The following is a 23,490-nucleotide window of genomic DNA, read 5'->3' as shown; positions in this document are numbered from 1 at the left end:
AAAAAAGTGAGGCGAATTGTTTAGATGTTCAACCGATTGTTCCGTGTATGTTTTCTGGCAGCCCTTATCATGGCCTTCACCCTGCCAAACTCCGTCTATGCACAAAAGGCAGAAAAACCCGTCTTTAAAGAAGTCAGTGTCCATGATCCTTCCATCATTGAGTCAAACGGCACCTTTTATGTTTTTGGATCTCATCTCGCTTCAGCGAAAACGAATGACCTCATGCAATGGCAGCAGCTGACCACCAGCGTCAGCAACGACAACCCACTTATTCCAAATGTCTATGAAGAATTAAAAGATACCTTCGAATGGGCCCAATCCGATACCCTGTGGGCGGCTGATGTCGCGCAGCTGGCGGACGGCAAATACTATATGTACTACAACGCCTGCCGCGGTGACTCACCAAGATCCGCCATGGGAGTGGCCGTCGCTGATAACATCGAAGGGCCCTATAAAAACAAGGGCATCTTTTTGAAATCAGGCATGGAAGGCACAAGCAATGACGGAACACCGTATGACGCAACCAAACACCCGAACGTCGTAGACCCACACACCTTTTTTGATCAAAACGGCAAGCTGTGGATGGTGTACGGATCATATTCAGGCGGCATTTTCATTCTTGAAATGAATCCGAAAACGGGCTTCCCGCTCCCTGGACAGGGCTACGGCAAAAAACTGCTCGGCGGCAACCACAGCAGAATCGAAGGCCCATATGTGCTCTACAATCCGGACACCCAGTATTACTACTTATACCTATCATATGGCGGTCTTGATGCAACAGGCGGTTATAACATCCGTGTCGCCCGCTCCAAGAAACCAGACGGCCCGTATTATGATGCAGAGGGCAACCCAATGATTGACGTCCGCGGCAAAGAAGGCACATTCTTCGACGACCGCTCCATCGAACCATACGGCGTCAAACTCATGGGCAGCTATTCATTTGAAACAGAAAATGAAAAAGGAACCGGCTATGTCTCACCGGGCCACAACTCCGCATACTATGACGAAAAAACCGGACGCTCCTATTTAATCTTCCACACCCGCTTCCCGGGCAGAAGTGAAGAACATGAAGTCAGAGTCCATCAAATGTTCATGAATAAAGACGGCTGGCCGGTTGTAGGGCCATATCGTTACGCAGGAGAAACTCTGAAAAAAGTAAAACAAAAAGACATCACAGGAACATATAAACTCATCCAGCACGGAAAAGACATCTCAGCCGACATCAAAAAAACCATCAACATCAAACTCAACAAAAACCACACCATTTCCGGGGAAATGACCGGAACATGGCAGAACACCGGAAAGAATACCGCTGAACTTACGTTAGCTGGCAAGACGTATCATGGCGTATTTTTACGCCAGTGGGATTCGGTGAGAGAGAAGAACGTGATGACGTTTAGTGTATTGAATGGCAGCGGTGAGGCTGTATGGGGATCTAAATAAGATGGAGAAGGCGCCTTCGAGGGAAGGCGCTTTTTCCTTTTACATAAGATGACGTTTCCAGATTATAAATGTGTTATCACCTATATTGACGATAAGAAATGGGGAAGGACAGAAAGCGAGAGAGAAAAGATTAGGGGAAATAAGACCTATCCTTATAGTCCTGTTATGTTGAATGTCACTACTTTTTATAGAGAGTTGATAGGTTTATAGCGATTTAGTCCCTCTGCATTTCTGTTTAACACAATCCTTTTTGCCTATTTATCCAATGTGATCCATCATGTAATATGAAAATAGTCTGTATTGTCAAAGATTAACATAGTTTGATAGAAACATGAGGTGTTGCGGCATGCATAGTGAAATGTTGTTACATTCGGTCAAAGCCGACTTACATGAAAAACAGGAACAGATCCATCAGTTAAAACGAGTGCTGCACGAAATCAGGCAAATCAAACACGAATTTTCCGAGGCCCAGCATCTCATTCATCGGCCTCATCTTAACGGGAATGCATGGAGAGGAACACATGCTGAGCGGTTTGAAGATATTCGTGAAGGAATGAACAAAGCATATCGTCAAATCAAAAGCGAACAAGTCAACGGAATCATCGAAAGTATAGATGAAAAAATTCATTCTCTAGAGGGTGACGTCTATTCCATGAGACGCCAAATCACGAGAATAGAGCATGAAATAGAGAAGGAAAAACATAAAAAGTGAGGTGAGCACAAATGGCACAGGAAATCAAAATGGTCTATGGCACAGTGAAGCAAGGGCTTTCTCAGCTGAAGAATTCAGCTGAACTCAAATCCTCCTTGCCCGGTCATCTCTCAGGCAGAAACCATTTGAATGTTGTGAAGTCCATCGAGCAATTAAATGAGGACATCAAAGAGCTCACTGAAGCATATGCGTCCGTTCTTGCCAAGCATATTGCACAAACGGAAAGCGCGGTAAACGCCATGAAGGAAACGGACGAAAACATATCATCTTCCATGAAATAAAGCGCGGGAGGACAAGGGATTGAAAACATTAGATGTCCACGCTCTTCACGAGGGCATTCAGCATACGATTGAGAAACTGGACAAGCAAAAACAACAGCTGGAGAAGCTGGAAAAAAGCGTTGAGCATCTGGCAGGCATGAAGGATGCGCTGAAAGGAAAAGGCGGAGATGCCATCCGGACCTTTTACGAGGAGTGCCACAAGCCTTTTCTCCTTTTCTTTGGCATGTTTATCGACGAATACAAAAAAGTGCTGAAACAAACACAGCATGCGATTTCCTCTGTAGAATCTGACTCCCACGGCATGATTGCGGAGGCTTTTCTCTCACACGATGCCAGACATGGGATCAAGCATGCACGAGAAGTGACAGAGCAGCTCACAGATGCAGTCAATCGTCAGACGTCGACCATTGATCACATCGTCAGCCTGCCGACAGTCAAGGATTCCTTTTTTCGGATGGAAACAGAGCAGGCTGAGCGGCTGATTACAGACACCCTGCATAAGCTTTTTCAATTTGACGGCCAGCAAACCAACGCATTAGAAACGGCAAAAACAGATTTTCAAACGATGAAAAAATACATAGATCAGCTCGAAACGATGTACACCGGGCCAAGAATTGAAATTACGGGCTACAAAAGCGGCTCCATCTTGAAATCACAGGAAGAAGAAAACATCAACCAAACCTTTGGTGCGATTAACTCGCAAATGAAGCAGCCTGATGATTCACCGATGGAGTTGATGTTGAAAAAGCTGGAGAAACATAAGCAATCAAACGTTGATTCTGTGATGATGGATGACAAACAACAAAAGATCGAGCGTGAGATTTATGGTGATGACAGTAACTTGACGGTACTGCAGAAAGAAGCAGCAGCCCACCCGAAAGTCTATGGAGACATACGGGTGATAAATGATAAACTATATAATCATAAAGGATTAAAAAAGATAGATACGATAGAAGTGATTGACGAACTAACTCGCGATACCGCAAGCATCGACTACGTCGGCGGCAAATATTTTGTATATGAAAACGGCCAAATTGTGAGAGAATTCTACGCTGGAGGGAAAAAGCGGCTAGAAGAGGTTTCTTACATTCCAGAAGATAAAGTAGGCGGAGCTAAGCCACTTGATTCGTTTCTTGCCGGAACGCAGTACGAATTTATTGAGTGGGTAAGTCCTCAGGGCGCTGTTAAAAAATTGGCGGTCCGAGGCGGGAAGCGTGTTGTTACAGATGTGGCTAAACATGTTGCGGAGAAGGAAAGTAAGGGTGTTAATAAGGTTGTTTCTAAAAATACGATTAAAAATATTTCTCATCCGGTACTTGATAATACACGCTCAGGGAGTGCTTTAAAGAAACCTGATGGTCAACATGGATTTAATGATATTATTGATAATTATACTCCGCAGGCTAAAGAATTTGAGATAGTTGGTGGTGACAATGTCAAAAGGAAATTATATCAAATTGAGGGTGGAATGAAGTACTACGATTATAAAGATGTATATAATAAAGGCCTAAGAATTAATGAGAGAATAACAACTATTAAGGATCAAAATGGAGTATTTGAATGGATTGTTGATCCGACTAAAGGAGTTACACATAGAAGATTTATTCCTAATGGGCAAATAACTGGTTCTCCAAATCAAAGACCATAAAGTTAAGGTGATGTAAATGAGTGTCTATGTAGACGTTTTAAAACAATATAAAATAAAGTATGATTGGAAAACACTTTATGTTGGGCTAAAACTTGATCTAATAAATTATGGTGATGTCACTAATTATGCGGTAGATTTTTTAACAAGGCATCCGGAAACTAATGATCAAAATATTATTCAGCTAGCTTGGGGAGATCAAGATTTTGATTACGAGAGTTTACTCTTAAGTATATTAAAAGAGTCAAATATTGATGGCTTGAATCTAGATGCCGATGCTCTGCAAGTTGAAAAAAGAAAATGGAGATTTGGTATGCTTGTTTTTTTGAAAAAAAAGCATCAAAAAGATTTTGAGGAGTTATTAAATCAGATTGCAGAAGTATATGCAGATTTTAATTATCCAGAAGATATGGATAGTTTTATTAATTATTTACCTTCTAAAGATAACCTTCAATCAAAATACTCAAAAGAAGAGAATATAGCTAGGTTAATTAACTTGTTTAATGTATTCTTGAACAAAGAACACAAATATCTACAAAATTGAGATACTTGGCTTTAAATTTGTTACCTATATTATCAAAAAAAGAGGATAGGTAAAAGAAAAGTGCAGTCAATTGGATCTGCATAGTGAAAGCTGGTTTTAAAATGGGAAAAACATTGGCTACATATGTTTTATTAGTTTGAAAATGATAAATTAATATTTTTTGAAGGTAGTGAATCAGCATTAATGTCAATTGATTTAAATGAAAGCATTGAAAATCCGATTTACTATTATGATATTCAAATTGCAACTTCTCTTACCGAATTTTTAAGAAAAATAGAAGAGAACGATCAGTATTATCTTGATTTATTAGATGATGAGTGATTTACATATTATAGCTTTAAAATGAAATATCTAATATGGGGTAGTTATCCCATTAGCTCTCCCTAAAAGGAGCGAGATGACATGTTATCGATCAATAAACAAGAGGACCCTGTTTTTCAGTTTTTGGCTGGAACATTCCATCAGGATATTGAAACCTCCTGTTGACGCTTTACAAGAATTATTAACAAAGGAAAGTAAAGAATATTTGGAGTATGCAATTGTTTTTTTAACGGATTTTCTTAAAGTGAGCATTCAGACAATGAGAAAAATGATTACATTCAATCTTGCGCAGATGGCGTGTATTTTCCTGCGTTTAATTTAAAACCGATTGAATGTCTAAAAACTATAATAGTACAAATAAAGAAGTCTTTAATTAATTTAAACGATGACGATTCTTAAGCTTTTCAAGTTTTTTTAAGCCAAGATCGTAAGTCGGCAGCCGGGACATCAGCGGCCTGAAAGAGATGATGCTGGTAGCGTCAGCCATAAAGTAAAGTGTCTCAATTATCGCCTTGTCCTGTATTAATTGTTCGATAGATAAAAATGTACATGTTACCCAAAAGAGGCGCTCCGTTAATCAGTAAGGGGACGCCTCTTTCTTGTTTGGCTTCAAATATTAATACGCATATGTTTAAATGACCAATATACTTTTATATCTTTATTTCTCTGTTGATTTATTGGCCGGCGCAAACCAGCCGAATAAAGCAATGGCTACTAATACGCCGTAGAAGATTAGCGTCCAGGTGGTGCTGTGTGGAAAGTGATGATCTAGGATTCCAATGTCTTCATGGGCAAGGGTAATGACCACCAGTTTGACGCCGACCCAGGCCACAATGGCATATGCGGTTGTTTCCAGTGCAGGGCGTTGATTAAGAAGCTTTACAAACCAAGTTGCTGCAAACTTAATTAGGATAAGGCCTGCAATCCCACCTAGGACAACAATAATAAATTGTCCTCCATCCATGCCGCCTAAATCATCAAGTGGTGAATCAGGAAGCCCGAGAGCTAAAGCAACCGCAGCCAGAATCGAATCAATGGCAAAAGCGAGGTCCGCTAAAGCAATTTTTCCGACTGTGGGCCAGAAACCTTTCCCGGCAGCCTCCTCTTTGTCCTCCTCATGAATATTCTTACTTTTTTTCCCGAAACGGGCCTTAATCACATGCTTTAAGCCCAGGTAAAGAAGATACGCTGCTCCTATCGCCTGAATCTGCCAGACGTTTGCGATAAACGAAATGGCAAAAAGCGCCGCAAACCGGAAGGCAAATGCCATTATGATACCATAATTTATCGCTTTCTTTTTCTGATCATTGGGTAAATGCTTGGCGATAACTGCCAGTACAAGAGCATTGTCAGCCGATAGCAGTCCTTCTAATCCGATTAAAATGAACAATGTCCAGACATATTCAAGCCAGATAGACTCCATCCACATCTTTCCTTTCTAAAATGTAAAGTATGCTGTAAAAGTATCAATATCAACAGTATTACCCTTCTCATTTATAGTTAACTCTAAAGAGTAGTTCGGTATTTAATGGATTTTTCTTTCTTACTAGAAAAAATAACCTGGAACAAGAAAGGAATCCGAGGCTTTTTTGAAACAGATACAGATGTAAAATAGTCATATGATCATTTCATCGTGCACCTGTAGCTTGAACCATAATGATCTCTCTAATTAAAAAAACAGATGAGTTTTTTGGTAAAGGTCTGTATGATAAACATATGGAAAATAGAGGATGGGTGGCGATCCTACATGATATTACAAACTATAATATGCAAGCTTATGTAAAATTATCAAAATGAGTAAAAGAAGAAAATGGAAAAAAAAAATAACTAATTACTGGGGTAAATAGAGAAACGGCAATCAGCTTTTCGGCGGTCACATAATCTTTAGCGAACAGCTTCCGGGTCGATGGAGTAGATATTCAAACAAATGAAATGTCAGAATTTATAGTAAACAGGAATAGGCAGACTTGTCTGAAGTCCAGCAGACGGAATCTTTGATGCCAAAGCTTGAAGAAAAGCCAATTACATCCGGATATCTTATTCAACGCAGCAGGAATAAGGGAAATCACCCCTGTTCTAGAATGATCAGCCGCATCATTCAAATAGTCATATACATGATAGCAAGGCTGTAATCTGAGGGGGGAAAACAAGGTGTATGATTAACATCGCTCTGTGTCCACTTAATGGCATAGCCTGCGCGGGCTATTTATATGTCCTCCAAGCATGCGGTCATCGGACTGACAAAGCAGCTCGCTATGTTCAAAGGGAATCAGGAATAGCATTTCAACGGGTGTGATCCAAACAGAATTAACGGAAGAATCGTTTCAAGGACGATGAAATGGTTCAGTAATACGTTTCTCTATGAAGTTAATGCTTCTAATGAGGCACACTTTATTACAGCTCAAACTTAGCCATAGACGGCTGGACGGCCGGCAAGAAACTATAATAAAGGGAAAGGCACCTTGCAGTTGGGGTGCTTTTCCATATACATAACTGGAGGTAGAATACACTTGATGCAGCAGGATCTCTCAATTACACCAAAACAAAAATCAACAGCCGTAATCAAAATGGTCATCTCTATGGTCATTTTCGGCTCCATTGGCTTTTTCTCAGAGCATACCAATCTCCCCTCATTTGAATTGGTATTTGTCCGCTGCCTATGCGCGACGCTATTTTTAAGCTTTTGCTGGCTGGCGTCCGGTCAGTATAAAACCGAAAAGTGGATAAAGAGAGACGTGCTGCAAACATTGGCGTGCGGTTTCTTTCTTGTATTTAACTGGGTCTTCTTATTTAAGTCTTTTGAAGAAACGTCAGTTACAATTGCCATTTCTGTATACCACCTTGCACCGGTGCTTGTTCTTCTCCTGGGGAGCATCATCTATAGAGAAAAATTGAATGTCATCTCCGTCAGTTCCATTATGATCTGTTTTCTTGGCACGGCGCTGATTTCCGGCATTAACGGCAATACTTCATTCAGCCAGCTGATGGGATCGGGGATCATTTGGGCTGTTCTCGCTGCTCTGTTTTACGCATTCACAACGTTATTAGGAAAGGGCATTCACAATCTGAGCCCCTATACAACAACCTTTTTGCAGACCGGATTAGGTGTCATCATCCTCCTTCCGTTTATTCATTTTGGCGCTTTTGCTGACCTGTCTCAGGGGAACTGGATCATGGTCGTCTCCACTGGTATTATTCATACAGGTATTGTGTATTTGCTTTTTTTTGACAGCTTGCGATTTTTATCAACGAAATTTATTTCGATCATTGTCTTCCTCGACCCCGCTGTCGCGATCGTGCTTGATACCGTGTTTACAGGGTTCCGCCCGGACCTTTATCAAACGATCGGCATTGTGATGATCTTTGCGGGTATGGCTTTAACGCTTGTGAGGAGGCAGGGGAAGGCGGATGCAGCTGCTGAAGAAAAGGATTTAGAACAATTTCAATCATGATAGAAAAACGTGTAAAGGCCTTAAATGGGCCTTTTTTTGGTTTTTTGGGTCTTTTTGCTCTGTTTAAATCTTAAAATAAGATAAATTTTCTAGAAAAATATTGTAATAATATTTCAGTAACGTTAACATTGTTGAGTAAATATTACTTTTATTACAAAAGGAGAGAGGAAATGAAAAAAAGAAAGAGGCGGAACGTTAAGAGATTCATTGCCGTATGTTTAGTGTTGGCGCTAATGATTTCATTATTGCCAGTAGATGTACTTGCAAAAACTTCAGAAGAAGAGTCCGGAAATCGTGTCGCAGCTGCTGATCCGGAAGAAACCCTTCAGAATGATCAAACAGAGAAAGCTGTACCATTTAATGAGAAGGATATAAACAAAGAGGGAGAAATCACCTCAGAAAGAACGGAAAACACAAAGCTTTATTATGAAGGGGACGGTGTTTATAAACAGGAAGTATACCTTGATCCTATTCATACAAAGGAAACATCGAATGCAGACTGGGAGGAGATTTCTCCTGAATTAAAAGAAACGACAAGCAAACAAGTCGAAACTGAAAATGCCATTTTGAATTCAGATTTTCAAAAGCAAATGAAGAACGGACTTTATGCGACTTTTGAGCACAATGATCACAAGCTTACATATTCACTTGTAGAAGCAAAAGGTCCAAATAAAACTTCACTTACTCCGAAAGATACTCCAGCAGATTATAAGACTGATGGTAATGAGATTGTTTATCCGGATGTTTTTCCGAACATTGATCTTCAGACTTTCACATTCAACGAAAACATAAAAGAAGATGTAGTCCTTCATCAGTATGATGGGTACAACACATTTACATTTCAGGTGAAAACCGATTTGCAGGCAAAAGAACAAGAGGACGGATCAATAGATTTTTCTGATGAAAAAGGAAAAGTTGTTTTTTCTGTGCCTAAACCTTTTATGACTGATTCAAAACTGGATGAGCTTTCCGGTGAGGTGGGACGATCAGAAAAAGTCAGCTATAAGCTGGAAAAGAATGATGAAGGGTATTTGCTTCATCTCACGGCAGACGAGAACTGGCTGAAAGACCCTGAACGCGTGTATCCAGTGTCTATCGACCCGTCAACGTCTTTATCTGTTTCATCAGATACGTTTGTCATGAGTGCCTACCCGACGACCAACTATTCGGCATCTTCACAGAAATGGGATGCTAATCTGAAGGCCTATGTACTGAAAACGGGTTATTACGACAAAACAACAGGCACAAACTATGCGTTCATGAAATTTAACAACCTAAAACCGATTCAAAATATGACGGTCACCAAAGCGACATTAAAAACATACGTCGCCCATTCCTATTATGGAACAAAAGCAACTGGTCTTTGGCTGGATACGGTCAACAGCAATTATGATCATGCGAAAGTAACATGGAACACCAAACCGGCATCTAAAAATATCGGAAAAGCCGACGTCCATAAAGGACAGTGGGCGAGTTACGATGTGACCGCCGCTGTAAAGGCATGGAACTCCGGCGGGGCCAACTATGGATTCAAGCTTCATGCAAACGGAAACGGTAAGGAATACTGGAAAAAACTAATTTCCTCAGCGAACTCAAACAATAAGCCTTATATTGAAGTGACATACACCATCCCGAAGGCGAGCACACCTGCTATTAAGGCATACAATAACGGGAACGGCACTGGTTTTTTCAATATCAGCTGGAAAAAGGCCGAGGGTGCAAAAGGCTATAAGGTATGGATTTATAATGGGAAAGAATATCAAGCGATCTCAGTCGGCAACACGACATCCTGGAGCACAAAAGGGAAAAACATTTGGCCGACAAGTGCAGAAATTTCATCCGGTAAGTACAAGCTTCACCTTGATGGCAAAGGCGGTACTGAATTAGCGCTAGATCCATCTCCAGTGTATAAAAACTCCGGCGGAAGCTATGCCACAAGCAAAAACTATTGGATTGGCGTCAGTGCAATCTTTGATCAGGGAGAAGGAGCGATGTCCGCACCGGCAAAGCCTGTTATCCCTAATGTAGGAAAAGCACAAGCACCGTCAACAAAGGGCTTTAATAATGGGAATGCCACAGGATACTTCGACCTTTCTTGGAAAGCTGTATCCGGTGCAACAGGCTATAAAGTCCAGGTGTTCAATGGGAAAGGCTTTGAAACACTTGATCTCGGAAATCAGACGTCTTGGACCACCAAGGGGAAAAAGATCTGGCCGACAAGTGCAGAAATGAAAGCGGGAAAATATGCTCTTCACCTAAAGGATGGAAGCGGAGCAGAGCTGCCGATCAATCCCGGACCAACCTATAAAAACGCTGGTGGGGATGCAGCCAAAAAAAATTACTCATTTAAGATAATCGCCTATAACAAAGACGGCGAAGCCATCGCATCACCGGCTGCCAACCCGACACTTCCTGATATCGCTAAGCCGAAAAATTTAACTGGCTATTTGTATACAAACACAAAGTCGAGTCAAACCGGCTATGTGAATTTGATATGGGAAAAGGTTCAAAATGCGAAAGGCTATAAAATTAATATCTATAACGGCAAAGAATATCAGTCTTATGATGTTGGTGACGTGGATCATTGGACAACCCAAAATAAAAACATTTGGCCGACTTCTGAGGAAATAAAAGCCGGAAGCTACAAGCTGCATACAGATGGAAAAGGCCGTGAATTGGCGCTTGACCCGTCACCTGTCTATAACAATGCAAATGGAAATTATAAAGGGAAGAAGAATTATTCCTTCACGCTTTCCGCCTATGATGCGAATGGTGAAACGATCCCGACAGCACCCTTTAACCCAACGTTCCATGAAGGCGCAGAATTCCTTGGAACAGAAGAATACTGGTCTATCATTGATATCCCAAGCGGCCAGTTAAACGGTGCGACAGGAAATGTCATCGTGAATGAAGAAGATCTGTCAATTGACGGACGCGGACCGGGACTGGGCTTATCGAGAACCTACAACAGTCTTGACAGCTCTGATCACTTATTTGGACAAGGCTGGTATGCTGATGCAGAAACATCTGTCATCCCGACGGACGGCGGGGCAATGTATATTGATGAAGACGCTACGACACATCGCTTTACTAAAAAAGCCGATGGCACGTATCAGCCGCCGACCGGTGTCTATCTTGAATTAACAGAAACAGCTGATCAGTTCATATTAAAAACAAAGGATCAAACAAACGCCTATTTCAATAAAAAAGGCGGCAAGCTTCAAAAGATAGTGGATGGCCACAACAATGCAACCGTCTACACTTATAATGACAAGAATCAACTGACAGCCATTACAGATGCATCAGGCCGCAAGCTCACACTCGCATATGATGAAAATGGCCATGTGACTTCCATCATCGGGCCTAAGAATAAGAAAGTCACCTACTCATATGAAAATGATTTGCTGAAGAAAGTCACGGATACAGATGGGACTGTCACAAGCTATGACTATGATGGTGAAGGACGCCTTATCAAACAATATTCAGCCAACAGTACCGAAGCAAAGCCTGTCTTTACCGAATATCAGTATAGCGGGCACCGTCTCGATAAAGCGATTAACGCTAAGAAAGAAACATATGTCTATAGCTATGATGCTGATAAAAAGACGCTTCTCATGACACAGCCGAATGGCCGGAAAGTAAAGTATGGCTATAATGAAGCGGGAAATCCGATTCAGGTCATTGATGATGCGGAAGGGTTAAAAATTACAACGAATACAAAGTATGAAGGCAACAATGTCGTAGAAGATGTAGATCCAAACGACGTCGGCACCGGAAAAGCAACGGAAAGCTATCAATATGACAAAGATGGCAACGTTACGTCTGTTAAAGACGCATATGGAACTGAGACATACGAATACAACAAAAACAACGATGTCACAAAAATGAAGGATACCGAGGGCAATGTCACGGATATTGCTTATGACGGACTGGATGCTGTATCCGAAACCGATCAGAGCGGAAAATCATCGTCAGCAGCCGTTTATGATAAATACGGAAATCAGATTCAATCCAGCAAAGATTTATCAGCTTCAACTAATATTTTGAAAGATGGAAGCTTTGAAGCACAAAAATCCGGCTGGAATCTGACTGCTTCTAAAGACAGCGGCAAAATTTCAGTCATCACCGATAAAAGCGGGGTTCTTTCCGGATCAAAGGCATTGGAAGTCTTGAGCCAATCAACGTCTGCAGGAACAGATCACGGGTATTCCTCAGCGACTCAAACAGTGGAACTGGAGCCGAATACAACCTATACATTAAGCGGGAAAATCAAAACGGATCTTGCGAAATCAAGAGCCTACTTTAACATTGATTTGCGAGACAAAGATCAAAAGCGAATTCAATGGATTCACAATGAATACAGTGCATTAGCCGGAAAAAATAACTGGACAAAACGGCAAATCACTTTTACGACACCAGCAAATGCAGGAAAAGCCGTAGTGTATATGGAAGTCGACCATAAAGATAAAGATGGCAAAGGGAAAGCATGGTTTGATGAAGTTCAGCTGGAAAAAGGCGAAGTATCGTCAAGCTATAACCCAGTTCAAAACAGCAGTTTCACATCAGCAACGGAAAACTGGAGCGCAAGCGGGGCATCCGTTGATTCTGAAGAAGGCTTTAATGATGACGTATCATTAAAAGCTGCCCGGACCAGTGCGTCCCAAGCCGGATCAGTAACAAAACAAACCGTTGTCTTAGGGCAAAGCGCAAACGACAAACCGGTTTATCTCACACTGACAGGCATGTCGAAAGCAAGCAGTGTCAAGTTCACAGATGAAAAAGACTATTCTTTGCAGGCTAATGTCACTTATGCGGACGGAAGCACAGGCGTATACAATGCGAAATTCCCTTCTGGAACACAGGAATGGAACCGCGCAGCTGTCGTCATACCAAAAACAAAACCGATTAATAAAGTCGATATCAGCATTCTGTTCCAAAAGAGTGCGACAGGAACAGTCTGGTTTGATGATATCCGTCTGATTGAAGGAAGCCTTCTAACAAAAAGCACGTATGACAGCAATGGAAACTATGTGACCAAGGAAGAAGATGAACTAGGATACTCTACTTCAACTGATTACGATGAAACGGGTAAGAAAACAGCTGAAACGGATGCAAAAGGTGAAAAAACAACCTATACGTATGATCAGGCAGACCAATTGACAAACATGACGCTCTCTAACGGCACGTCTATCCTTCACAGCTATGATAAGGAAGGCAATGAGGTAAGCAAAACCATTCGGGCGGGAGCAGATCAAACCTATCAATACGAATATGATGTCATGGGCAAGCTTGTCAAAACAACTGACCCTCTGGGTAATGTGCTAGCAAGTGAATATGATGCCAACAGCAACCTGACCAAAACCATTTCACCGAATGGCAACGAAGTGTCTCTTTCTTATGATGGAACAGACCGGGTGAAATCAAAATCGTATAACGGTACAGAAAAGTACAATTTCACGTATGACAAAAATGGAAATGAAACATCGGTCGTCAATAAAGAGCAGAACACCACAAAGAAACGGACATTTGACAACAAAAACCGTTTAACCGAATTGACTGACCGCGGCGGCAGCCAAACTTGGACATACCCTAGTGACTCCGATAAGCTGAAAACCTTCTCATGGAGCCATGGGGACCAAAAAGGAACGAATCAATTTACGTATAACAAGCTGGATCAAATGGTTGAGATGAAAGATAGTACATCTTCCTATTCATTTGATTATGATGAAAATGGCAACGTCCAAACCTTTATTACGGGCAACGGCGGCGGAACAAGTTTTTCATATGACGAAAGAAACCTTGTAAGCTCGCTTCATATCGGCGACAAAAATGGCGGAAGCATTCTGACAGAAAGCTATGAATACGATGCAAACGGCAACCGCACAACGATAAACAGCTCAGCAAGCGGCAAGGTGAAATATGAGTATGGAAAGCTGAATCAGCTTATCAAGGAAACCCATGAAGACGGAACTGTCATTGAATACACATATGACGGATTCGGCAACCGGAAAACCGTTACAACTGTAAAAGACGGTACAAGCAAAACGGTGAACGCTTCCTTCAACATCATGAACCAGCTGACAAAAGTCAATGATGAAAGCATCTCTTACGATAAAAACGGCAACCGCACATCCGACGGCAAATTCACATATACGTGGGATGCAGAGGATAACCTGACTGCCGTTACAAAACAAGGCGAAGACAAGCCGTTCGCAACATACAAATATGATGAAAAAGGAAACAGAATCCAAAAAACCGTCAACGGAAACGTCACGAACTACTTCTACGATGGAGACAGCCTGAACGTCTTGTATGAAACAGACGCGGACAACAACGTCACAAAATCATACACGTACGGAGACAGCGGCCAGCTGTTATCCTACACAGAGAATGGCAAGAAATATTTCTATCACTACAACGCACACGGAGACGTCATCGCGATCTCAGACAGCTCTGGAAAAACGGTTGCCAAATATCAGTACGACGCATGGGGAAATCCAACAAAAACCGAAGCAAGCGACGAAGTGAAAGACAACCGCTACCGCTACGCAGGCTACCAATACGACGAAGAAACCGGCCTGTACTATCTCATGGCCCGCTACTACGAGCCAAGAAACGGCGTGTTCTTATCGCTCGACCCAGACCCGGGCAGCGACGGAGATTCATTGGATCAGAATGGGTATACTTATGGAAATAATAACCCGGTGATGAATGTTGATCCGGATGGGCATTGGGTATGGCTTGTGGTAAATGCCGGGTTTGCGGCTTATGATGGATATAAGGCATATAAATCAGGTAAAGGGTGGAAAGGTGCTGCTTGGGCAGCTGCTTCTAACTTTGGTCCTGGGAAGATATTTAAGGGTGCTAGTCGGGTTTATAAAGCGGTTAAAAGTTACAAATTCGTTCGAAAATCAAAAGGTGTAAAATATAGAGGGAAAATAAGAAAGAGTAATAGATATGTTACATTTAAAAAACCAGTAGCGAAGGGGGGAAAACGGAACAGCACTGTATATTGGATAAAGAAGAAGAAAATGCATCAAAAAAGAAGATATGATCATCGAGGATGGGCAAAATACGATATTGATTATACTAATCATGGAAACGCAAAAGAACATCCAATAGTTCCTCATAAGCATAGATGGGATTGGAGTAAAGTGAAGCCAAGACAACGATGGGAGAGACCATAAGGTATAGATTAGGAGGCAAAGAATGAGAATTGTGTTAGAAGATAATGATCAATACTTTAATTTAAAACTCTTATTAGACAAGATAGATTTGAAAATAGAAGAATATAATTGGCTTATCAGTGATCTTTCTGATATAACATTGTTTGAAAATAAAAATTATATTGAGCATGAATTATTCTCAAGACACTTAGAATTCGTGTATATAAAAGGTGAAAATTTAAAGGAGATACTCAGTACTTATGACATCGTTCCCACTTTTGGAGTATTTACAGCTGTCTCTAAATCATTGAATAAACTGTCTCTATCCTCGGTACCAGTTATTAATGAGAATAGGGCTTATTGGGATAAAGACTACAACTCGCCAGTAGAAGGAGCTGTATTCGAAGTCGGTTTTTTTGACTCCTCTGATATTGTCTTCACGGGCTGCCCTGAGTTAATAGTTAATCTCAAAAGGCTATTACCAAATGTAAAAACAATTGAGGAATATTTAGGATAATACTTAGTGTAGTGTGGTTATGGGAAACAAATTAATTTGTTATAAGAGCAAAAAAAAAGCTTGTATCAATAAGCGATACAAGCTTTTTTTAGAACAAATCTGAATGATAAATGACAAAGAAAACAAGAGAAAGAATAATCAAATGAAAAGAACTTGAGAAATTGGCGTAGATGGAGACAGCGGCCAGCTGTTATCCTACACAGAAAATGGTAAGAAATATTTCTATCACTACAACGCACACGGTGACGTCATCGCGATCTCAGACAGCACTGGAAAAACCGTTGCAAAATATCAGTACGATGCGTGGGGAAATCCGACAAAAACCGAAGCAAGCGACGAAGTAAAAGACAACCGCTACCGCTACGCAGGCTACCAATACGACGAAGAAACCGGCCTGTACTACCTCATGGCCCGCTACTACGAGCCAAGAAACGGCGTGTTCCTATCGCTCGACCCAGACCCAGGAAGCGATGGAGATTCACTAGATCAAAACGGATATACCTATGGAAACAACAACCCGGTCATGAATGTCGATCCAGACGGCCATTGGGTATGGTTTGTTGCAGGATTTGCGGTATATGATGGATACAAAGCTTATAAATCAGGCAAGGGTTGGAAAGGCGTAGCGGTTGCAGCCGCATCAGGATTTGTAGGTGGTGGAAAGTTAAAATTAACAAAAAAAATCGGAAAATGGGCCACCTCAAGACATTGGTATAAAGGAACATTTAAAACTAAAAGAAAGTCATTGGACTATCATCATAATAAACATATTGTGAGAAATGGTAAATCTTACAGTAAAAAGAGATATACAAAAGTTGCTAGAGCATTTTATAGATCTAATAAGCATTTACGCGAAAAAGTAATACTAGCTACTGGAAAAAAAGGTTACAGGATTAAGAATGGAAAAAGAACTGGTTATTACACAAGAAGTGGAAAGGTAGTTACATTTGTGAATAATAAATGGAAGAAAAAGAAAAAGAGTTAATTTTAATTTCTACAATATAGAAGGGCCTGAATATGGATGAAATTTTTTAAAAGATATAATATTGATCAAAAAACATTAGATGAGTTCAAAAAATATTATGTATTATTACATGGTCCGTTTCCAAATGATATGTATGATTTTGAAGAAGAAACAAATACTTCTTTAGATGAATTTTATGAATTTTTTGCCTTAATAACTGGAAGTTTAAATTATATAATTGAAGATAAAAAAATTCCTAGATATCAAAGAGAAATGTTAAAAAAAACGTTCTATGAACATTATCCTCATTTTAGGAATTATAAAAGTGATATTTTAAAATATCAAGAATTAAGTGAATGCTTAGAATTTCATGAAAAAATTAGGATTTTGATTAATAAGCTTATAACAGGAGTATGAATCTTTAAACTAAAATAATAAACAAAAACAGCTGTCAAGTATATTTGACAGCTGTTTTAATTAATTCGGGAAAGACACAATTTATTTTTACAGCGACAGTCTGAATGTGTATACTTTCACAAAAGCATACACATACGGTGATAGTGGACAACTGCTAGCAGTCACGCAAAATGGCAAGAAATATTTCTATCACTACAACGCACAAGGTGACGTCATTGCAATCTCAGACAGCACTGGAAAAACCGTTGCCAAATATCAGTACGACGCATGGGGAAATCCAACAAAAACCGAAGCAAGCGATGAAGTAAAAGACAACCGCTACCGCTACGCAGGCTACCAATACGACGAAGAAACCGGCCTGTACTATCTCATGGCCCGCTACTACGAGCCAAGAAACGGCGTGTTCCTATCGCTCGACCCAGACCCGGGCAGCGACGGAGATTCATTGGATCAGAATGGGTATGCTTATGGAAATAATAACCCGGTGATGAATGTTGACCCGGATGGGCATTGGGTATGGCTTGTGGTAAATGCCGGATTTGCAGCCTATGATGGATATAAGGCATATAAATCAGGTAAGGGGTGGAAAGGTGCTGCTTGGGCAGCTGCTTCTAACTTTGGTCCTGGGAAGATATTTAAGGGTGCTAAGAGGGTTTATAGATTTGCGAAATCAGGTAAAAATTTCAACTGGAAACATATCAAAAAAGATCATGGTCCTAAGTCGAGGGCACGAATGCCAAATGGGCAACCAAAAAGCAAGTTTAGAAGTGCTAAAACTTTAAGAAGAACAACTAAGGCAACAGCAAGAACTAGACCGGCATACGTCCAAAAAGATGGTAGAACAGTTCACTTTAAGAAGTTTAAAAAGCCTATTGGAAGAAAAACGAATGGTCGGCATACTTATACTGTAAAGGTTGTTAAGTCTGGAAGGTATGTTGTAACGAGTTACCCTTATTAAAAAGTGAATAAAAGGAAGAGGGATGATTCTTTCTTCCTTTTTAAAAATAGAAAGGATGTCATCTATGCATGAACTAAAATTTAGAGATTTGAATGTAGAAGTAAATGAGGAAGATACAGTATTACTATCGATGACTGAATCAGAAATAATTGTATTGACTAAAAAGGAAATCGATTATGGTGCTAAATATATAAATCATATTGTTCTCTACTGTAACACTGATGGACGGTTCTTAAATAGCTTTAGCATACAAACAAACGAACAAGTCATAAATGTACAAAAAGTTGATGATTCATTCTTGTTTTTAATTGATAAAGAGTACGAGGATAGTGTTAGAGACGTTGAACCCAATATATATTTGTGGAATCCGATTGAAGGATTCCATCAATCTTTTTATGCGGGGCGATACATTAATTCAATGATAATAGATCAAAATAAGAATTTATGGGTCGGCTATGATGAAACGGGTATATTTTCATGCGTTGATCAGGAAATAAGCACGAGAGGGATTAATAAATTCGTTTTGGAAAATGGAAAATATGAATTGTATTCCCACGGTGTTAGTTCTTATGTGATTGACCAATATTATTCTACTTTTGTAAGTGAGGATGCCATCTATTTGTATTACAGATCGATGGGTGAAGATTATTTACAAAAATTGAATTTACTTGGAGAAACATTAGAAAGAGTTGAGGTTGGAATAGAGTGTAGTTCATGCATCAAAAATGGATCATCTATTTATCTTTTCAGTCGTGATGATGACTCTTACAATATTAAAAAAGTATTCAAGACGAATGACATGCAAAATTATGTAGAACAAAAAATTTCAAATGAAAACAATGGAGAAAGTCTATGTTTTACACAAGTAGCTTCCTATAAAGATAAGGTTGCAGGAATTGATCATAATAATAAGCTTTTTCTGTTAAATAATCAAAGTTTATAAAAGGGGATACTTAACAAGTAGACTCATCAAATTTGGTTAGCAGTGAAAGTGAGAAATTTAGATGAAACATAAAAATATGAGGAATCCATTTGAATATCACAATACGAGAATTTGAAAAAGCATCATGCAGATATAGGTCCATTTACATTAAACGAGTTTTCTTTCTATATGAAAGAAGATGATCGTTATATTCATATTCCTGTGTTTGAATTAAAACTTTCTGCTCAAACCTGTGACATTCAATTGCGGTTTGAAAAAAACATTAGTGCATCAAAGCTGGATGACCTTGAATCCATCAATGCGGTTGAGTTAGAGATTGAACCGACTGATGATCAGTGGGAAAGGCTCCGTTATTATGTGTATGACGAAGAAAACCAAATAAGCTTCTATTGCGGAGGATGGGATGTAATCAAGTGTGACAAGAAGTCACACTGATTTTCCCCACTTTCCCAGCGTTCTTGCTTTTGTTGCCGCATATGTCACAAGAAACGGGATAGTCACAATCAGGAAAAACAAAGGCACCCAATTTGATAATCCGGTTACATAATGGAGTGAAATGGACAAGAGAGTCAGGAAACTCAAGGTGCAGGTGACATTTCGAATGTCTTTTTCACTTCTTTTATATTTCTCTCTCATGGTGGATTGATCACTGTATATCGGCGAAGTCCCAGGCTCAGCCGAAAAGATATGCATACCTCGTGAAGAGCAAACACGTTCCCACCCGGCCGCTTCAAACATCGCGGTGTATTCCGCCAAGCTTTCTTCCTCAACATCATGATAATCAATACTGTAGATCAATTTCCGCGGCTCAGCTTTTCTAAGCTTATACCCCATAAACGCAAAAGAATCGAGTACCCAGCCTTTGCTGGCCATATCACTTAGTCTCTTCATATCCTTTTCTTCTGAAAAGGCCAATCCTTCAGACATCATAAATTTTTTCTGTTTCATGACGAATCCCCTTTCAATTGTTGAAAAGCGCGTTCGCCGTGTTCAGCCATTACTTTTCTGCGCTGCATTTCTTTTTTGAGTAATTTTTGGCCGTGCAGGGTTGTCTGGTACACTTTGCGGCGCGGGTTGTCATTGTTGACAAGCTCAATGATCTCTTCCTGTAATAATTTCTTTAACAATGTATATAGGGTAGCTGGGCCGATCGTAAAGGAGTCATCGGTCATGTCCTCAATCTCCTGCATGATCGAATATCCGTGTTTTGGCTCCAGCAAGGTTAAGACAATATAATAGGCTGGATCGGTAAGCTGATCCATTTCCTGCGGACGTTGCTTTGGCAAGCGGTCACCTCATTTCTTATATCAACTAATGATATATCAATTATTGATATAATAAAATCTTCCTTTTCCTTTGTCAATGCAATTTTTTTCTGCATTCAGTCATCATAAAGAAACAATCACCGAGTATGCATTAATGAATGTGTTTTCATAGAGGGGGATTCTTAATGAAAAAATGGATAACAGCGGGTTTTGTGATGATGTTGATGTTGGGTTTCAGCGGGGCGGAGAGTGTGAAGGCGTCAGAGCCGAAGGTATATCAGTTTGACTTTGGAAGCGGTTCGGTTGAGCCCAATTACATTGGGGTAAGGGCGTCTGACCGTTATAACCCGTCAAAGGGCTACGGTTTTCAAACGCCGGAACATATGAAGGATGTGGCGGCATTCGGGACGGGCGTGAAAAGTGATGCGGTTCAATTTTTGGCGTATGGGACGAAAAGCGACAATACGTTTAACGTGGATCTTCCGAACGGACTTTATGAGGTGAAAGTGACGCTTGGCAATACGGCAAGGGCCAGTGTGGCGGCGGAGGGTGTGTTTCAGGTCATCAATATGACGGGAGACGGTGCGGAGGATACGTTTCAAATTCCTGTCACCGACGGGCAGCTGAATCTGCTGGTGACTGAAGGCAAGGCGGGTACCGCTTTTACGCTCAGCGCCCTGAAGATCAAGAAATTGTCTGATCAGCCGGTGACAAACCGAACGATCTATATCGGCGGCGATTCGACGGTGTGCAATTATTATCCGCTCAACAGCAGCAAGCAGGCGGGCTGGGGGCAGATGCTGCCTCACTATGTCGACAAGCGTACCTTTCAAGTGAGAAACATGGCATCAGGCGGGCAGATTGCGAGAGGGTTTCGAAATGACGGACAGTTGGAAGCGATCTTGAAGTACATCAAACCGGGTGATTACTTTATGTTGCAGCTCGGCATTAACGATACAAATCCGAAGCATAATGAATCTGAAGCGGAATTTAAGGAGATTATGCGTGATATGATCCGGCAGGTGAAAGCAAAGGGAGCGGAAGTCATCCTTTCAACACCTCAGGGCCGGGCGACCGATTTCACTTCTGAAGGCATCCATTCGTCTGTAAACCGATGGTACAGGGCTTCTATTTTGGCTTTGGCCGAAGAGGAAAAAACACATCTCATTGACTTGAATGTCCTCAGTTCGGCATACTTTACATCGATCGGTCCGGAAAAAACGCTCGCACTTTATATGGATGGAGATACACTGCATCCGAACCGCGCGGGGGCCGATGCACTGGCGCGATTGGCCGTTCATGAACTAAAAAGACAGGGGATTGATGGCTTCTAAAACGTCATTTTTCGGCAAAACACATACGCTGCCGGAAATTAGAGTATAATGAGAACATCTGCAAGAGACAGGAGTTTATACATGAGTCATTTTAAAAACTATCAAATCAGTCATGACATTTTACGAGCATTGGAAGGACTGGGGTATACAGAACCGACCGAGGTGCAGCGAAACGTGATTCCGGCAGCCCTTGAACGAAAAGATCTTGTCGTCAAATCACAGACGGGAAGCGGGAAAACAGCTGCGTTTGGCATTCCTCTCTGCGAGCTGGCGGATTGGGACGAAAACAAACCGCAGGCACTGGTGCTGACACCGACCCGTGAGCTTGCCGTGCAAGTAAAAGAGGATATCACGAACATCGGAAGATTTAAACGAATCAAAGCCACAGCTGTGTTTGGAAAATCATCTTTTGATAAACAAAAAGCCGAGCTGAAGCAAAAAAGCCATATCGTTGTCGGCACACCGGGACGCGTCCTAGATCATATTGAAAAAGGCACGCTGCCGCTGGATCGCCTTTCCTATCTGGTCATTGATGAAGCGGATGAGATGCTGAATATGGGCTTCATCGATCAGGTGGAGGCGATTATCAAGCATCTCCCGGTTAAGCGCACAACGATGCTGTTTTCTGCGACACTGCCAGAGGATATTGAGAAATTAAGCCGTCAATATATGCAAAACCCAGAGCATATCGAAATCAAAGCGGCTGGCCTCACCACAAGGAATATTGAACATGCGGTGATTCAAGTCAGAGAAGAGAATAAGTTTTCTTTGCTGAAGGATGTACTCATCACTGAGAACCCGGACAGCTGCATCATTTTCTGCCGGACGAAAGAGCATGTCAATCAGCTGACTGATGAATTGGATGACTTAGGGTATCCATGTGATAAAATTCACGGCGGGATGATTCAGGAAGACCGCTTTGACGTCATGAATGAATTTAAAAGAGGCGAGTACCGGTATCTAGTCGCGACAGACGTCGCCGCACGGGGGATCGATATAGAGAATATCGCCCTTGTCATCAACTATGATCTGCCTCTTGAGAAAGAAAGCTACGTACACCGTACAGGACGGACAGGACGAGCCGGAAAACAGGGAAAAGCGATTTCATTTGTGGCGCCGTTTGAAAAGCGGTTCCTAGCTGAAATAGAAGACTATATCGGATTCGGGATTCAGACATTAGAAGCTCCGTCCCAAGAGGAAATCGCAAAAAAGAAACCGGATTTTCTCGCTAAACTGAAGGACCGTCCGGCGATCAAAAAAGACAAGAGCGAAGAGCTGAATAAAGACATTATGAAGCTGTATTTTAACGGCGGAAAGAAAAAGAAAATCAGAGCCGTTGATTTTGTCGGAACGATCGCTAAAATAGACGGGGTTTCTGCTGATGACATTGGCATCATTACAATCATGGATAACGCCTCGTACGTAGAAATTTTAAACGGAAAAGGCCCTCGTGTTCTCAAAGCCATGAAGGATACAACCGTCAAAGGGAAAAAGCTTAAGGTGAATAAAGCGAATAAATGATGAATGA

At 41.1% G+C, this 23,490-nt stretch carries 14 protein-coding genes and 7 pseudogenes; 18 read left to right on the top strand and 3 right to left on the bottom strand.

Features of this window, described 5'->3' with window-relative positions; translation table 11 throughout:
* Window positions 1-24: 24 nt before the first annotated feature.
* The 8 genes and pseudogenes from abnB to V6D42_RS20355 all read left to right on the top strand — a co-directional run.
* Entirely contained in the window at window positions 25-1,443 is a 1,419-nt protein-coding gene (gene abnB, locus V6D42_RS13895) for an arabinan endo-1,5-alpha-L-arabinosidase AbnB (protein WP_333513596.1), read from the top strand.
* 346 nt (window positions 1,444-1,789) lie between these two features.
* A complete protein-coding gene (locus V6D42_RS13890) occupies window positions 1,790-2,155 on the top strand; it encodes a YwqH-like family protein (protein WP_106019816.1) in 366 nt (121 codons plus the stop codon).
* An 11-nt stretch (window positions 2,156-2,166) separates the two neighbouring features.
* Window positions 2,167-2,436, top strand: coding sequence for a YwqI/YxiC family protein (locus tag V6D42_RS13885; RefSeq protein ID WP_014481382.1), 270 nt, complete (start codon window positions 2,167-2,169; stop codon window positions 2,434-2,436).
* Window positions 2,437-2,455: 19 nt separating this feature from the next.
* A pseudogene (locus tag V6D42_RS13880) lies at window positions 2,456-3,224 on the top strand (ribonuclease YeeF family protein); the annotation flags it as partial.
* Window positions 3,225-4,100: 876 nt separating this feature from the next.
* Window positions 4,101-4,625, top strand: coding sequence for a DUF2247 family protein (locus V6D42_RS13875; RefSeq protein WP_333513595.1), 525 nt, complete (start codon window positions 4,101-4,103; stop codon window positions 4,623-4,625).
* Between the two features lie 135 nt (window positions 4,626-4,760).
* A pseudogene (locus tag V6D42_RS13870) lies at window positions 4,761-4,946 on the top strand (hypothetical protein); the annotation flags it as partial.
* Window positions 4,947-5,027: 81 nt separating this feature from the next.
* Window positions 5,028-5,345, top strand: a pseudogene (locus tag V6D42_RS13865) (contact-dependent growth inhibition system immunity protein).
* 32 nt (window positions 5,346-5,377) lie between these two features.
* A pseudogene (locus V6D42_RS20355) lies at window positions 5,378-5,483 on the top strand (universal stress protein); the annotation flags it as partial.
* 121 nt (window positions 5,484-5,604) lie between these two features.
* On the opposite strand, the gene V6D42_RS13860 reads toward V6D42_RS20355, so the two are convergent.
* Window positions 5,605-6,369: a TerC family protein gene (locus V6D42_RS13860; RefSeq protein ID WP_333513594.1), complete on the bottom strand. Its 765-nt coding sequence runs from the start codon at window positions 6,367-6,369 to the stop codon at window positions 5,605-5,607.
* Between the two features lie 1,090 nt (window positions 6,370-7,459).
* Between V6D42_RS13860 and V6D42_RS13855 the strand changes: the two genes are divergently transcribed.
* The 8 genes and pseudogenes from V6D42_RS13855 to V6D42_RS13820 form a co-directional block, all read left to right on the top strand.
* Entirely contained in the window at window positions 7,460-8,398 is a 939-nt protein-coding gene (locus V6D42_RS13855) for a DMT family transporter (RefSeq protein WP_333513734.1), read from the top strand.
* Between the two features lie 170 nt (window positions 8,399-8,568).
* Window positions 8,569-15,585 carry a tRNA nuclease WapA gene (wapA, locus tag V6D42_RS13850; protein ID WP_333513593.1) on the top strand — a complete coding sequence of 2,339 codons (7,017 nt, stop codon included), beginning with the start codon at window positions 8,569-8,571 and terminating at the stop codon, window positions 15,583-15,585.
* Window positions 15,586-15,607: 22 nt separating this feature from the next.
* Window positions 15,608-16,081: a hypothetical protein gene (locus V6D42_RS13845; protein WP_129550932.1), complete on the top strand. Its 474-nt coding sequence runs from the start codon at window positions 15,608-15,610 to the stop codon at window positions 16,079-16,081.
* Between the two features lie 172 nt (window positions 16,082-16,253).
* Window positions 16,254-17,066 (top strand): annotated as a pseudogene (locus V6D42_RS13840) (RHS repeat-associated core domain-containing protein); the annotation flags it as partial.
* 36 nt (window positions 17,067-17,102) lie between these two features.
* The gene (locus V6D42_RS13835) at window positions 17,103-17,462 is read left to right on the top strand and encodes a YxiJ family protein (RefSeq protein WP_121643646.1); all 360 of its coding nucleotides are present in this window, start codon (window positions 17,103-17,105) and stop codon (window positions 17,460-17,462) included.
* Window positions 17,463-17,529: 67 nt separating this feature from the next.
* Window positions 17,530-18,420, top strand: a pseudogene (locus V6D42_RS13830) (RHS repeat-associated core domain-containing protein); the annotation flags it as partial.
* Between the two features lie 22 nt (window positions 18,421-18,442).
* On the top strand, window positions 18,443-19,363 hold the full coding sequence (gene wapI / locus V6D42_RS13825; protein ID WP_333513592.1) for an immunity protein WapI: 921 nt from the start codon (window positions 18,443-18,445) through the stop codon (window positions 19,361-19,363).
* Window positions 19,364-19,456: 93 nt separating this feature from the next.
* Window positions 19,457-19,573 (top strand): annotated as a pseudogene (locus V6D42_RS13820) (hypothetical protein); the annotation flags it as partial.
* 216 nt (window positions 19,574-19,789) lie between these two features.
* On the opposite strand, the gene V6D42_RS13815 reads toward V6D42_RS13820, so the two are convergent.
* Complete coding sequence (locus V6D42_RS13815; RefSeq protein ID WP_333513591.1) at window positions 19,790-20,311, bottom strand: DUF2812 domain-containing protein; 522 nt, start codon at window positions 20,309-20,311, stop codon at window positions 19,790-19,792.
* Window positions 20,308-20,649: a PadR family transcriptional regulator gene (locus V6D42_RS13810; RefSeq protein ID WP_333513590.1), complete on the bottom strand. Its 342-nt coding sequence runs from the start codon at window positions 20,647-20,649 to the stop codon at window positions 20,308-20,310. The genes V6D42_RS13815 and V6D42_RS13810 overlap by 4 nt, the downstream gene beginning before the upstream one ends.
* Window positions 20,650-20,813: 164 nt before the next feature.
* Between V6D42_RS13810 and V6D42_RS13805 the strand changes: the two genes are divergently transcribed.
* A complete protein-coding gene (locus V6D42_RS13805) occupies window positions 20,814-21,962 on the top strand; it encodes a rhamnogalacturonan acetylesterase (RefSeq protein ID WP_333513589.1) in 1,149 nt (382 codons plus the stop codon).
* Window positions 21,963-22,043: 81 nt separating this feature from the next.
* Window positions 22,044-23,483, top strand: a complete 1,440-nt coding sequence (locus V6D42_RS13800) for a DEAD/DEAH box helicase (protein ID WP_333513588.1) — start codon at window positions 22,044-22,046, stop codon at window positions 23,481-23,483.
* Window positions 23,484-23,490: the final 7 nt, after the last annotated feature.

The organism is Bacillus sp. 0909A, from assembly GCF_036765115.1.
GTDB classification, from domain to species: Bacteria; Bacillota; Bacilli; order Bacillales; family Bacillaceae; genus Bacillus; species Bacillus mojavensis.
This window is presented reverse-complemented; position numbering and strand designations above follow the sequence as displayed.